The sequence below is a fragment of the Arthrobacter sp. HLT1-20 genome (assembly GCF_054510895.1).
The window spans coordinates 256,036-268,931 of record NZ_JBTNDR010000002.1 but is presented as its reverse complement, the minus strand read 5'-3'; the positions used below and the strand labels follow the sequence as shown (position 1 = coordinate 268,931).

Genomic DNA, 12,896 nt, shown 5'->3' with positions numbered 1-12,896 from the left:
ACCCTGTCCGCTTTCCACAGCGGTGTGTAAATGGTTGGTGGGCGGTCAGGAACCCCCCCACAAGCCGTTAAAGCGCATAAAAGCGAAAGTAAGTGCTATCTGGCTTGGGCCATGGCAGGGCGCAGCAGGCCCTCGGTGACGGCCTCGGCCGGGTCACTGCCCAGGTGGACGATCTGATTTTGCGCGTCGACGTGCACCACGGACGGCAAAAAGTCCCGGGCCTCGGCCGTGGACATTTGCGCGTACGTCATCAAAATGACAAGGTCGCCAACGCCCACCAAGTGGGCCGCTGCGCCGTTGATGCCAATGACTCCGGAGCCGCGAACACCGGCAATGGTGTACGTTTCCAGTCGGGAGCCGTTGGTGATATCCACAATGGAGACCATCTCGCCGGGCAGAATGTCAGCAGCGTCGAGAAGATCCGCATCAACTGTCACGGAGCCGACGTAGTGCAGATCGGCGTGGGTGACTGTGGCGCGGTGGATCTTGGACTTAAACATGGTTCGCATCATAACGGCACCAGTCTACCGCTGTTGGGCTCTGCTTCGCTGTGAGTTTACTTACCGGCGGCCCTGCCGGGCCCGGCGCCGAATCACGCGGGCTAGCGGCGCCCCACGGGTGTCAGTTTGCGGCCCATAATGGCCTGGGTCAGGGCGTCCACCACATCAGTATTGGCCAGCGGATTGCGGATCAGCGTGAAATCCACGTCGCCCACGGGCGGCAGGTCAAAGCGTTTGGTGATGACCTTGAGGTCTTCCGGGACCAACGACGTCGGCATGACAGCAACGCCAATACCCGCCCGCAGCGCTGCGAGGACTCCGCTGATTTGCTTGGTGGTGCAGCTGACCTGCCAGGTGCGGCCCACATTTTCCAGGGCGTCCAGGGCGAGCTTCCGGCTCAGGCTCGGGGCCGGGTAAACAATAACGGGCACCGGTGCGCCCGGTTCCAGCACAGTTTGCTCCAGGCCCACCCAGGCAAAGGTGTCCTGTTTGACCACATCACCCTCCTGGGCGCCGGACACCCACTTCACAAACACCAAGTCCAGTGCGCCGGCTTTTAGCCTGCGGTGGAGTTGATCGCTCTGGCTCACAGTGAGTTCCAAATTGATGTGGGGGTACAGCTGGCGGAACTCACGCAAAATGCGGGGAAGGCCCGTGATGGCGAGGTCGTCGGCCATGCCAAAGCGCAGCCTGCCACGCATGGCGGCACCGGAGAAATAGCGGGTGGCAACGTCATTGGCCGCCAAAATGGTGCGGGCAAAGCCGGCCATGGCGTCGCCGTTGTCCGTCAGGCGTACTTCGCGGGTGTCGCGTGAAACAAGAACCCGCCCTGCCGCCAGTTCCAGCTTGCGCACGTGCTGGCTAACGGTGGGCTGGCTGATGCCCAGGCGTTCCGCGGCCCGGGTGAAATTCCGCGTTTCGGCAACGGCCAGAAAGCTCTTGAGCTGAATGGGATCAAAGGTGGGGGCGTCGGCCATGGTGCAACTCCCAGAGAACTATGACAAAACTCGGAACTATTACAAGACTCAATGGTATTTATAGCCATCATATACTTTCAGCATAAATGGCAGCGGCCTAGGGTTAAAAAGGTAAACCCCAACCACCCTCAAATCCCAGGACCAAAGCGTTGACGCCCCCATCAGCACATCCGCATGCTGCCCTGACCGCCCCCATCAACCTAGTGACTGCCCGCCCGCCGTGGAGTCAAACATTTTCCTCGCTGAAAATCCGCAACTACCGCATTTTTGCTTCCGCCAACCTGCTGGCAGTCATTGCCGTGTGGATGCAGCGGGTGGCCCAGGACTGGATGGTGCTGGAGCTGTCCGGCTCGGTGACAGCCGTTGGCATCACAGTCTTCATGCAATTCATCCCCTCGCTGCTGCTCATGCCACTGGGCGGGATCCTGGCCGATCGGTACTCCAAGCGCCTGATCCTGATCATCAGCCAATGCGCCGCGGGCTTACTGGCGGCCCTCATGGCCGTGCTGGCACTGACGGGCAGCCTAGAGGTCTGGCACATCTATGTCATTGCCTTTGTCCTAGGCCTGGTGGTGGTGGCCGACCAGCCCGCCCGCCAGGTCTTCGTCAACGAGCTGGTGGGTCCGCGCCAACTCCGCAACGCCATCAGCCTGAACTCCTCGATCTTCCAAATGGGCGGCATGATTGGCCCGGCCGTCAGCGGTGTCCTCATCATGGCAGTGGGCGGCGGGTGGGCCTTTGCCGTCAACGCGGTGGCGTGCGCCGTCACCGTGATCTCGCTGACCCTGATCCGCACGGACGAACTCAAAAAAATGCCGCCGGTCAAACGCGCCAAGGGCCAGCTCATGGAAGGGGTCCGCTATGCCCTGCGCAAGCCCACCATCTTCTTCCCCGCCGTCATGGCAGCCGTTTTTGCCGTGTTTGGCTTGAGCTTGGCCGTGCTGATGGCCGCCTATGCCAATACAGTGTTCGACGCCGGTGCCGGAGGCTACGGCCTGCTCAACACCTTGGTTGCGCTCGGCGCACTTTTTGGCGCGCTGGCCTCCACCCGCTTTGCCACGCTGCGCCTGCGCGGTGTCATGTCCGCGGCCGGCGCCTATGGTGTGGTGCTGATGCTGGCCGCCTTTGCGCCCAGCATGGCAACTTTTGGCGCCGTCATGGTGGTGGCGGGATTTGCGTCCTTGTTATTTTTGACCAGCGCCAACCAACTGGTGCAAATGTCCACGAATGTGCTTATCCGGGGGCGCGTCATGAGCCTGTACATCATGGTGCTGATTGGCGGGCAGGCCCTGGGTGGGCCGCTCATGGGTTGGCTGGCCGAGCAGTGGGGCGTGCAGTGGGCCATGCTGCTTGCCGGTGGCGTGACTGTGCTGGCGGCCGTGGTGATTGGGCTGGTGCTGGCCCAGCGCGGGCAGCTGGCCCTGAGGGTGAATTTGCGCAGTGCCCGACGGCCGTTGTTTATTGTGCCCAAGGCGGGCTGAGCTATTGGGTGGGCAATGTTCACAGGGTTGGCGAGGAGCTTTCCGGCTCCAACGGAACTAAAATTAATGTACGAAAGTTCCTTTTCGCTTCCTTTGCCGGCTTTGACGGTCGACCCTGACCCGCCGGTGACACCATGCAAACTCCCAACACACCCATAACCCTCGACGGCGCTCTGCCCCGGCGGGCACCGCGCACCAACCACATCATTGCCTCTTATGCCGTGCTGCTGAAAAGGGTGCGTGCCGCGGGACTCATGCGCCGGCGTCGAACATTCTATGGCCTGGTTTTTGCGGTCCTGCTGCTGGTTCTCGCCGCGGCCGGCACCGGCTTTGTGCTGCTGGGGGATACCTGGTTTCAGCTCTTGGTAGCCGCAGTGTTGGGCGTATTGTTCACCCAGTTCGCCTTTCTGGCCCATGAGGCGGCCCATCACCAGGTGTTCGCCTCGGGGTGGGCCAATGACTGGACGGCCCGGATCCTGGGGCCGCTACTGGTGGGCATGAGCTACGCCATGTGGGTCAAAAAACACACGGCCCACCATCAAAACCCGAATGTGGTGGGCAAGGATCCCGACATTGAGACGGGTGTTGTGGCGTTCTACGAGGAGGGTGCAGCCACCAAGCGGGGGCTTGCCGCTGTGATCACCCGCCATCAGGGCTACCTGCTGTTTCCGTTGATCCTCTTTTTGGGCTTCAGCCTGATTCTTGACTCGGCCAAGACCCTGTTTGGCAGGCGCGGGGTCCGGTTCAGGTATGTGGAGATTGGGCTGCTGGTGCTGCGTTTTGGTCTGTACCTGGCAGCGTTGTTCGTGATGCTTCCATGGGGCATGGCGCTGGCCTTTGTGGGCGTGCAAATGGGCGTGTTTGGCTTCTACATGGGAGCGTCGTTCGCGCCCAACCACAAGGGCATGCCCGTGTTGGCGGCCAGCCTCCGGGTGGATTTCTTGACCCGCCAAGTGGTGACCAGCCGCAACATCAGGGGCGGATTTGTCATGGATACGCTCATGGGCGGACTGAACCGCCAGGTGGAACATCATCTGTTCCCCGACATGGCCCGGCCGGAACTGCGCCGGGCCAATGCCTTGGTGCGTGCCGTGTGCCTGGAAAACAACATCCCCTTTACCGAGACCGGGTTGCTGGCGTCCTACGGCATAGTGGTGGGCTACCTGAACCGTGTGGGTCTCAGCGCAGTGGACCCCTTCGAATGCCCGCTCGTGCGGCGCTACAGGTGACGCCCAGCAGATCACCTGGGGCTAGGACTCAAGCAGCGGCAGATGCGGGTACGTTTCCTGCCGCCCCTGGAACTCCAGGATCGCCGGGTTGACGATGACGCCGTCGGCAATTTCAACGGCACGGGAAATGGTGTCATGGTGGGCCCATTCGCCCGGGCCGGCCAGAACTGGCTCCATGAAGGGCATCAACGCCTCACTAATTTCCCAGGTGGCCGAGTTCCACAGGTAGCTGGGGCTGTGGTCCACGGCGTAGTAATTGATGTTGTTGCCCACAGTAAACATGGGGTCGGTGAAGCTGGTGCTACGGGCCCAGCTAAAGCCCATGCCCTCATCGCAGGAAACGTCAACAATCAAGCTGCCCGGCCGGAACGCGTCCAGATCGGCCTCGGTCAGGTAGGTCATGGGGGCGTTAGGGTCCTGCAGGGTGCAATTGACCACCACATCGGCCTCGGCCAGGAACTCACTCAGGGGCACATCGCCGTCCTCGAGCATCACAAATCCCTTGTGCGGAGCCTCGGGGGCAAAATCAAATTGCACCATTTCCGCCGAATGGATGGGTGCTGCCACGGCTGCCACGCTGCGGCTGGTCAGAACCTGCACCTCATGGATGCCCAAGGCTTTCAACGCCGTCACGGCGCCGCGGGCGGTAGCGCCGAAACCAATGACCACTGCCTTGAGCCGGCGGCCGTAGTCCCCGGTGGAACCCGTCAGTGCCAGTGAATGCAGTACGGACGCATACCCGGCCAGCTCGTTGTTCTTGTGGAAAACGTGCAGGCCAAAACCGCCGTCGGACGCCCAATGGTTCATGGCCTCGAAGGCAATCAACGTCAACTTCTTCTCGATGGCCAGCTGGGTGATGGCCCGGTCCTGCACGCAATGCGGCCAGCCCCACAGGATCTGGCCGTCCTTCAAGTCGGCCAGGTCCTGGGCCTGGGGCTTGGGGAGCAGGACCACGTCGGATCCCTCGATGACTTCCGCACGGGGTGCCACCGTGCCCACCAAGGTGGCCAGTACGGCGTCGGACATGCCAAACGGCACACCATAGCCGGCCTCGACAACCATGCGCGAGCGGACGTCCTCCTCGATGCGGGAGAAATGGTCCGGGTGGATGGGCGCCCGGCGTTCATTGGGCTTGCGTGAAACTCCCAAAACGCCCAGGCGCAGCCCGGTGGAAATGGGCATGCTTGACTGCAAATCTTCGGACATCGTTGCGCTCCTCTATGCAGGAGCCCTGCTGGGCCCTATTCCCTGACCCTACACGCAATGACTTGGAGCACATTCAGCCAAGCAGCGTCAACCACAAAAAATGCTGCCCCCAACTAAAAGTTGAGGACAGCATCTGCGGAAAATCTGAGCGGGCGACGGGAATCGAACCCGCGTATCGAGCTTGGGAAGCTAGCGCTCTACCATTGAGCTACGCCCGCATTGGAACTAGCCAATAATCTGGTCAATAATCCCGGCGAAACAACGAGATTAACATTACCTCAGTCTGACGGCTGCTCAGAACAGGCGCGCGGATGACCAAATCAGGTCAAGTCACTTTACAAGCAGCATCTAGATGCTCCATCAGCCTCAAGCACCCCTTAAATCATAAATAACCCGCCGCAAAGGCAGGTTAATCTAGGGCTTCTTGGTTTTCGCTTAGCCTCTCATGCCGCCACGGTCTTAGGACCCGCATTGCCCGGTGGATCAGATTGCGCCCGTTCGCGCTCCCTTGCCTCATGAACCTTCTGGCTCATGGCGTTCCGAGAGATACAGAATCCCACCATGATGAGTGCTTGACGTTCAGGGGTATCAACAACCATGCGCTGGCGGTATAGACCGGAGTCCAGATTGTTGTTTGTGCTTTCGATGTCAGCACGGAAGCCATAGGTTTCCTTGTAGTGGTTGCTCTCAGGCGGGTGTTGCCTGAGACGCTCTGTGCGGTTGAAGCCTCGGTCTTTGTCCTCGGGCGTAATGTCCAGCCGCTCCCGATGAATTGCACCGCAAGATAGCTTGATCTCTGCGTAGGCGCGAAAGTTGCCGCCCTTGGACCTTGGGGCAATACTCGTCTGTTTTAGACGTTCACAGAAGATGACGCTCTTCTCCCCAGTGTCCAGAAGTTCGATTTCACAGAAGTCACCGTCCATTGAATAGAGAGTGTGAAGGTGGGACTTCGAGCAATTCACTTCATACATTAAACGCAGTTTGTCGCTCTTAGGAACTGGGGTTACAACGCTGATGCCTACCTTGATGAGCGCGTCGATGTGGACGCCCCGGAAAGCACCGTCGAAACGGAAGCCAAGGAAGCCCGGTATCTCTTTCTTGTACCTAAGCGATTCCTTCACAGTCAGCCCCGCTTCCCCGCCGTACGTCTTGTCTGCGACAGGGAATGTCCCGAGAAGGATTCTGGTATTGGGGGAGTTGTCAGGGCGGACTGAGAAGATTAGCTCCTTCATGCCGTGGACCCAAGTGCCGTCCTCGCCGCCTTCCTTGTAGAAGGCAGCACCGGGAACGTGCTTGCCTTCATTGCTGAGTTTCTCGTAGGTCTTGCTGCGGAATCGGCACTTGGGGACCGTGCCATCGGCAATAATTACGTCTCTGCGTTCGGGTTTGTTCATAGTCAGTGCATCGCTAGTCAGGCACCCCTGCTGCTGCGCTTGTTCGATGGCAACCGTACGGAATTCTTCGCGAAATACGAGGTGATGCTTGTCTGCCAAGCGGCGGAAGTTGTATCCACAGGTGCTGCGTGTAGGTCCGAACATCGGGAGCGTAGCGCCCCAACGGCGCTCAGCATGTTTGCGCACTTTATACCAGTTGCCTGCTTCAGCTAGCCACGATGCAGCCTTGCGCTGACTGCCGAAACTGCCTGCCAGTGCGGCAAAAAGGACGTACACCACGTCTGGGAAATCTGCGGGGCGTCCCGCACACCCTATGTCCCGTGCGGGTATTTTGGCAGCTATCCGAAGAATGTAGGGTGAGCGCAGCACAGCGTCAGCGACGGTGCTGGTATTCCAGCTAAAGTCACTGTGCGCGGGGCTGATATGGCTCGTCCTCATTTTTAGGCGATCTCGCCCGTCTTCCAGTCATACCCAAGAGCTTTTGCACACGAATCAAGGGATGCATACCCGAGAAATTGGGCAATGACTTCAAGTCGTTCGCCATTAATTAACATGCGAGAACCCGCGTAGAGGGATACTGAGGACGGTGTGACGTGGGCGTCGTTATGCAGACCAGCCATGCGGAATACTTCTTTGCATGCTGATGCAGCTCGGTTCTGCGATTTTCCCGTTGGACGACGGGTAGTTCCTTGAGTGATCTGGAACTCCTCGAAGCTACGAAAAGGGGGCACCCACCCACGCAAGTATTCAAGACGTTCAGCAACGGCAGTGAAGTACGGTTCGGGAAGCTTTACCCAGCGCGGTTCGATACGCTCGGTACTTCCGTGCGCCCAGACACGCTGATTGGCGATATCCACGTCGCTGGTGGTGATCAGTCCTACCTCAGATGAGTGGACTCCGGAAAGCAAGAGGGCGAACATGACGGGGCGGCGGGTGCTACTTCCCGCATCATTTGCATACGCCCAGACCTTTTCCGCTTCTTCTTTTGTCAGTGGGCGGGCGAGACCGGTGGTGCGGGGAGCTACATAGACCCTGACGAATAGGCCGGTATCGCTCAGATCAAGAGCATCTGCGTCGTGGAAGAATTTCCTCAGTGCAGCGCGGCGGGTATTCATAGTCGCCAGTGCTGGTTCCACAATATTGCCTTTGCGGTTCCTGCCCTTCGCACGAATCCATTGCGCCGCCAAGTCTTCAGACTGTTCGGCAAGACTTGGCGCGCCGAGATTGGTAACGAAGGTCGCGTAGCGATCTAAGAGCTTCTTGAAGGTCAAGAGTGACTCATCAAGGAGCGCACCTGTCTCAGCCCAGTGCTTGAGTACGACTTGCACGGCCTCTGTGACTAAAATTCCCTGCTCAGGCTTGGTTATCGCCATGTTTTTCGGTCCCGTCGAATCATCTGACTGGTCTATATATAGACCACTATAGCGTCGAGTGGGTGGGTTCTGACAAGCATCTTGACTATAGAGTTTCCTGAGGTCAGCCGGAGCGCCGACGAGGTGGAGCGGAATGAAGGGCCTGTCGGCAACGTGGTTTACAGTTGAACCATGGCTCAAAGGAAAGCTGTCCGACCCGCTGAGGTTGCTGGCGACGGTGTTGACTGGCTTACTGCCGACTTCACTGGCAATGTCCCTGCTGAGTACGCGCGTCTCTTCGCTAACGCTCTGGTTGCTGAGATGTCCAAGCTGGATATCGGCTACCGCGAGCTGGGGAAGATGGCTGGTGGCATCTCCCACAGCACTATTCTTGGAATCATCGACGGGCGAAACATTCCTGACCTCGCCACCATCGCATTGTTGGAGAAGGCTTTGAATAAGGAGTTGCTCCCGGCGAGACGCCTTCGTAATCAGCGATGAGTAAATGGCATCTACGGGGATTTTGTAAGCGAGCTTGGAATTTGATTGCCATTCAGATGACTGGACAGGTAGCATAAAATCACCCACCTTTTGTAAATGAGTTGTGATTTGCCCGGCAGGCTGTAACCTCCGGTAATTCTATGAAGATGACCTCGACAGGCAACTGGGGTCATTTTTATTGTATTCACTATTGATGGTCTATTTATCGTCCAATGCATAGAAATGACAAAAGACCCTGAAGTTAGGGCCTTTGCAATGAACAGTAAAGCATGAATTCAATTTAGGCAACCGTTCATTTACTGCAATCAATTTGTCAACGATATTGTTCTTGGGTAATTTTATGCTCAAATTCGTCAATATAGTTGACGATAATTCTCGCTTTTGTCAGTATGATGAAAGCGGCGAGAAAAGGGCAAGACCTCTGGGCTATACGCGGGGCAGGGCCAAGTGAGAAGGCTCCCTGTTGCCGTTGAGTCAGGAGTCGATCTGCCCAATCTCAATGTCTGGTGAGGAATCTGGATTCGGGTGGCATCGGGGCGTGAACGCAGGGAGCCTTGGTTCCACAAGAACTACACCAACTTCATCTGGAGCCTTGCCGATCTTTTGCGCGGCGCGTACTGCCCGCGCAAGTACGGCTCCATCTTGCTTTCCCTACACCACCCGGCGTCTACTGCACGCCGTGGTGACCAGACCCCTAACAAGGTAGGTGGGGTGGTCGAATTGCTAAAGAAGATAGGATTGTTCGCAAAGCTACGAGATGAGGAAAGCGCCTAGATTGGGTCGCTTCGACTTTCAAGGTTCTACTGAACAGTACGACAAAACGTAAGATATCCGAGTGCATCAAGAGACATGGGGACGCCGATGGCACTGAGTCAAGAAGAATTTGACAACCACGCTATTTGGAAGACAGAGAAGACGACGACGCTGCTTCTTGACGATACGGCTGATCATCTCACCGAAGACGCCGTACAAGACGTGGAGATTATCAATCATCTGAGAATCGGGCTGGCAGACGTACGAACCATCGGAAGCATTGATCCTTGGCGCATCACGGGTGACGCTGCCCCGCTCGACGCGCTGTATGCCGTCCTGATTGACATGCAGCAAGAGCTGGCAGTACTTAAGGAGGTCCCTGAAGTTTCACGAAGAATATATCTTGAATCGGCGCTTGACCAACTTGTTATTGCATTGAAACCATTCCCTTTGTATCTAGTCCGGACGGAAGCCGCAGTGGAAATGAAGCAAGCGCTAAAGGCGCAGCGGGAGTTCCTTAAAGAAACAGTTGAATGGCTACACAGGGCCGTAGGGGAGTCTACTGATTCAGTTGTAGAGCTGAGGAGCCTCATCGCTGCCGAAGAGAAAAAGATTTCCAATCAGGTACTCGCCTTGATTAAATAGTTAACGGACAAAATGCTACATTCAGCAACCAGTTGGGTGACTGGAAAAAGGAGGCAGATAAGGCGGCGGCTTCCATCGTCTCTACTGGAGACGAGCACCTATTGTCACTAATCGAGATGGAAGAAAAATCTCGTAACCTTGTTGACGCTACTTCCCGTCACACAATCACCGCAGAATACGGAGACTATGCGTCAAAACAGGAACGCGCTGCGGTCCTCTGGAGTATCGGCGCGGTGCTTGCAGCAGTCGGCGGCTTCATCTATCTCGCACTGCTCTTAGCGGGAATACAAGAAGCAAGTATTACCGAAGTGATTGCTAAGGCGACTGTTTCATCGCTTATCGTGCTAGGTGCTGGATTCATGACCCACGAATCTTCGGGGCATCGGAAGGAAGCTCGGGACGCGAGGAGAACTCAGCTTGACCTTAATGCTCTTGACCCATTCTTGACCAAATTGGACGAGGAAGAGGCGAACGAGCTGCGACGGGAGTTCGCTCAGAAAATCTTCGGACGACCCCTCGCTAATGATAAGAACCAGAAGCCTTACGAGTGGGTAATGGATGCTATCCAGCGACGTAAGAATGAACCTGAAAAGGAAGACGCCGACGTGTAGCAGCCACCTGAAGGAGTGCTGCGCGTCAATGTTCTACTCAGGGGCGTTCAATTGAACGATCTTTACTTCAGGGGTAGCAGTATGATCGAAGGCGCGATCGACCACAGCGCTGGAACTGTTTATTGGACTTTGGCGCTGTATTGATTGATCCTGCCCCATGGAAGTCTGACATTTCAAGCGGTTCGAGTTGCGGCAACGAGGAATGAAGGGGCAACCATTTTGCGGGTGCTCCTTCATTGCGCCACTGCTCAGAAGGCCGACCTAGTGCCTGTATACGTCCGTGAAGTCCTTAGCGACCCATAGAATGTGAAAGACGTCCTGTATTCTTACGCCTCCGACTGGCAATTTCCCTTGGTACCGGAAGAACATGAATTTGTCCTCGTCGTCAAACTTTGCTGGGACGGTGACGTTTATTTTTCTGGCAGGAATGAACTCCGTACCTAAGGCTTGCCGTCCAGTGCTTTTGATGGTTGCCCAGTCAATCTGCGCAAGTCTATGGAGCGTGAGAACGAGAGCGATTTGCTGATCTTTGCTCAAGTCATCCGGGCAGTTCCCATTTTGGGTATACCTGAAGCAGAACTTGGGGTGCTCTTTGTCGTAGTTGATAGCCTCTACAACTGGAACCGTCGCGGTGGTGCCGGTAGGTCGCGTACCCTTACTCTTCGACACCAGCTAGGAAGCTCGGGCTGCGAAGTACCTTGCGATATCTGGTACCGGGATTACCTTGCGATTCTCGTTCTCGCGGAAATTTTCTTTCCACGGGGCTTCATCATGAGTCATGTTGCGAAGCTTTGCCGCAGTGAACCCACCATAGCTGTTCCAGATGGTCGCCAAGTATCTGTGTTGTTCCGGAGTGAAGTTGTCCCAATTGAAGTTGAAGTCCTTGGACGACACAGGTGCGCTTCCGAAGTCCTTATAGGAACCGTAGACAGAAGCAACCACGGGGCCGTGGGACCATGCCTCGATTTGTTCCGGGAAGAGAGCAGTACCGTAGCGTGCGAGGTGATGACCCTGCGCGTAGTAAAGGACCTTCTGGAGCTTCATGTTGGTCAGATCGGAGGAGTCCTCCTCAGATGCTGCCCAGTTGACGAACCATTCGGCAACTTCTTTTGCCTTCAGCATGAGTCCCCTCCAATCAGCTTTGATGCCCGCGCGTTCATTGCTACTAGTTTAGCGCGCGGATGTCTGGAGAAATTTCCTCCGGTTTGGTAAGCCTACCGCCAGACTCCGACTGGCTGGCGTTCTGATGTGCCGTGAATTCCGGCTATGACCCCCGGCGAGCGACAGCGCCCGAAGCGAACCACTGCACGAGCGTTGCAGCAGCCATAACAGCAACTTCCGCCGCTTCCTGCGTGATCACCAAAGTAGGGTCGTGATGTCCGCCGTGACGGTCTGCTTGCCCTGCCCAGAGCATCTTCATCATGGATAGCAATGTGGCGCTGGTGGTGGCGTGTTGATCCTCCCGCTGAAGTGGGAGCGCCCAGTCACCAGTGTCCCTCATTTGCGAAATTATCGTGCCTAAAGTGGCGTGGGTGTTATTGGGGCTTACAGCAGGAATCGCGGCGTCTTCTACAGCCTTGACGGCGAGCGAGTATGCGCGGGAAGGGTCTGGGTTAATTCCGAATACGGCTCCCCAAGCCTCTGCGAGCCGTCGTCCTGCATGACTCGCACTGCGCATTGTTTCATTAGCCGCGATCTGAACTCCTTCTGGTACACGTTGGATCAGCCCAATCCTGCTTGCCGCGCGTATGCCAATGGTCCATTTTGAGCCGGACTTCTTCAGGGTGGAGTCTAGCCGTCCAAAAAGGTGGTCCTTCTTTTTCATCTCCTCCTGTAGCGATTCCCAACCGCCGAGGTTTTCTATGTCAGCTATCGACAAAAGGTAGTCAGTTAGAACCAACTCATCCCCACTAGACTGAAAATGAGAGATCACAGAGGCCCCGAGACCGTAGGCGGTTGGGTTCTGGGGAATATCGATTGCTGTACGCAATTCTTGCTCAATGCTGTGAAAACGACCTATGACGTTGTCTTCGGTGTCGAAGACTATTTCCAAGATTTCCTGCTGCCATGCTCTAATGGATTTACTCATCCACTCAGGTACTCCCTCGTGGAGGGCACTGTAGAGCTTCTGCGGGTCGTCTTGTTGGCCAAAGGGGAGCCATGATTCGATGGTCATGGATTAAGAATGCCAGATAATTGAGTTGGCTTTTTCTGACCCAGTTTGCCGAACGCGTTCCCAAAATAGGC

At 56.7% G+C, this 12,896-nt stretch carries 11 protein-coding genes and 1 tRNA gene; 4 read left to right on the top strand and 8 right to left on the bottom strand.

Annotated elements, in window-relative coordinates; translation table 11 throughout:
• Window positions 1-95: 95 nt before the first annotated feature.
• On the bottom strand, window positions 96-512 hold the full coding sequence (gene panD, locus ACX80Q_RS02500; RefSeq protein WP_459328931.1) for an aspartate 1-decarboxylase: 417 nt from the start codon (window positions 510-512) through the stop codon (window positions 96-98).
• Window positions 513-601: 89 nt separating this feature from the next.
• Window positions 602-1,477, bottom strand: coding sequence for a LysR family transcriptional regulator (locus tag ACX80Q_RS02495; RefSeq protein WP_459328930.1), 876 nt, complete (start codon window positions 1,475-1,477; stop codon window positions 602-604).
• Between the two features lie 149 nt (window positions 1,478-1,626).
• Between ACX80Q_RS02495 and ACX80Q_RS02490 the strand changes: the two genes are divergently transcribed.
• Together ACX80Q_RS02490 and ACX80Q_RS02485 are read left to right on the top strand one after the other, a co-directional pair.
• Window positions 1,627-2,958 (top strand): MFS transporter, encoded by a 1,332-nt coding sequence (locus tag ACX80Q_RS02490; protein ID WP_459328929.1) that lies wholly within the window; start codon window positions 1,627-1,629, stop codon window positions 2,956-2,958.
• Window positions 2,959-3,092: 134 nt separating this feature from the next.
• The gene (locus ACX80Q_RS02485) at window positions 3,093-4,187 is read left to right on the top strand and encodes a fatty acid desaturase family protein (protein WP_459328928.1); all 1,095 of its coding nucleotides are present in this window, start codon (window positions 3,093-3,095) and stop codon (window positions 4,185-4,187) included.
• A gap of 21 nt (window positions 4,188-4,208) precedes the next feature.
• On the opposite strand, the gene ACX80Q_RS02480 is transcribed toward ACX80Q_RS02485, so the two are convergent.
• The 4 genes from ACX80Q_RS02480 to ACX80Q_RS02465 all read right to left on the bottom strand — a co-directional run bounded on the left by ACX80Q_RS02480 (window position 4,209) and on the right by ACX80Q_RS02465 (window position 8,715).
• Window positions 4,209-5,369, bottom strand: a complete 1,161-nt coding sequence (locus ACX80Q_RS02480; protein ID WP_459328941.1) for a N(5)-(carboxyethyl)ornithine synthase — start codon at window positions 5,367-5,369, stop codon at window positions 4,209-4,211.
• A gap of 171 nt (window positions 5,370-5,540) precedes the next feature.
• A tRNA-Gly gene (locus ACX80Q_RS02475) sits at window positions 5,541-5,611 on the bottom strand.
• Between the two features lie 225 nt (window positions 5,612-5,836).
• On the bottom strand, window positions 5,837-7,066 hold the full coding sequence (locus ACX80Q_RS02470; RefSeq protein ID WP_459328927.1) for a hypothetical protein: 1,230 nt from the start codon (window positions 7,064-7,066) through the stop codon (window positions 5,837-5,839).
• Between the two features lie 161 nt (window positions 7,067-7,227).
• On the bottom strand, window positions 7,228-8,715 hold the full coding sequence (locus ACX80Q_RS02465; RefSeq protein WP_459328926.1) for a tyrosine-type recombinase/integrase: 1,488 nt from the start codon (window positions 8,713-8,715) through the stop codon (window positions 7,228-7,230).
• Window positions 8,716-9,501: 786 nt separating this feature from the next.
• Between ACX80Q_RS02465 and ACX80Q_RS02460 the strand changes: the two genes are divergently transcribed.
• Window positions 9,502-10,038 (top strand): hypothetical protein, encoded by a 537-nt coding sequence (locus ACX80Q_RS02460; protein WP_459328925.1) that lies wholly within the window; start codon window positions 9,502-9,504, stop codon window positions 10,036-10,038.
• A gap of 32 nt (window positions 10,039-10,070) precedes the next feature.
• Window positions 10,071-10,649 carry a hypothetical protein gene (locus ACX80Q_RS02455; RefSeq protein ID WP_459328924.1) on the top strand — a complete coding sequence of 193 codons (579 nt, stop codon included), beginning with the start codon at window positions 10,071-10,073 and terminating at the stop codon, window positions 10,647-10,649.
• A gap of 672 nt (window positions 10,650-11,321) precedes the next feature.
• Here ACX80Q_RS02455 and ACX80Q_RS02450 read toward each other — a convergent pair.
• Together ACX80Q_RS02450 and ACX80Q_RS02445 are read right to left on the bottom strand one after the other, a co-directional pair.
• Window positions 11,322-11,771, bottom strand: a complete 450-nt coding sequence (locus ACX80Q_RS02450; RefSeq protein WP_459328923.1) for a Panacea domain-containing protein — start codon at window positions 11,769-11,771, stop codon at window positions 11,322-11,324.
• Between the two features lie 142 nt (window positions 11,772-11,913).
• Window positions 11,914-12,825 (bottom strand): hypothetical protein, encoded by a 912-nt coding sequence (locus tag ACX80Q_RS02445; protein WP_459328922.1) that lies wholly within the window; start codon window positions 12,823-12,825, stop codon window positions 11,914-11,916.
• Between the last annotated feature and the right edge of the window lie 71 nt (window positions 12,826-12,896).

Excerpts from the sequence above, each read along its gene's own strand:
- panD (WP_459328931.1), bottom strand. The coding sequence starts at position 512 with ATGATGCGAACCATGTTTAAGTCCAAGATCCACCGCGCCACAGTCACC.
- ACX80Q_RS02495 (WP_459328930.1), bottom strand. The coding sequence starts at position 1,477 with ATGGCCGACGCCCCCACCTTTGATCCCATTCAGCTCAAGAGCTTTCTG.
- ACX80Q_RS02485 (WP_459328928.1), top strand. The coding sequence starts at position 3,093 with ATGCAAACTCCCAACACACCCATAACCCTCGACGGCGCTCTGCCCCGG.
- ACX80Q_RS02480 (WP_459328941.1), bottom strand. The coding sequence starts at position 5,369 with ATGCCCATTTCCACCGGGCTGCGCCTGGGCGTTTTGGGAGTTTCACGC.
- ACX80Q_RS02465 (WP_459328926.1), bottom strand. The coding sequence starts at position 8,715 with ATGCTACCTGTCCAGTCATCTGAATGGCAATCAAATTCCAAGCTCGCT.
- ACX80Q_RS02460 (WP_459328925.1), top strand. The coding sequence starts at position 9,502 with ATGGCACTGAGTCAAGAAGAATTTGACAACCACGCTATTTGGAAGACA.
- ACX80Q_RS02450 (WP_459328923.1), bottom strand. The coding sequence starts at position 11,771 with ATGCTGAAGGCAAAAGAAGTTGCCGAATGGTTCGTCAACTGGGCAGCA.
- ACX80Q_RS02445 (WP_459328922.1), bottom strand. The coding sequence starts at position 12,825 with ATGACCATCGAATCATGGCTCCCCTTTGGCCAACAAGACGACCCGCAG.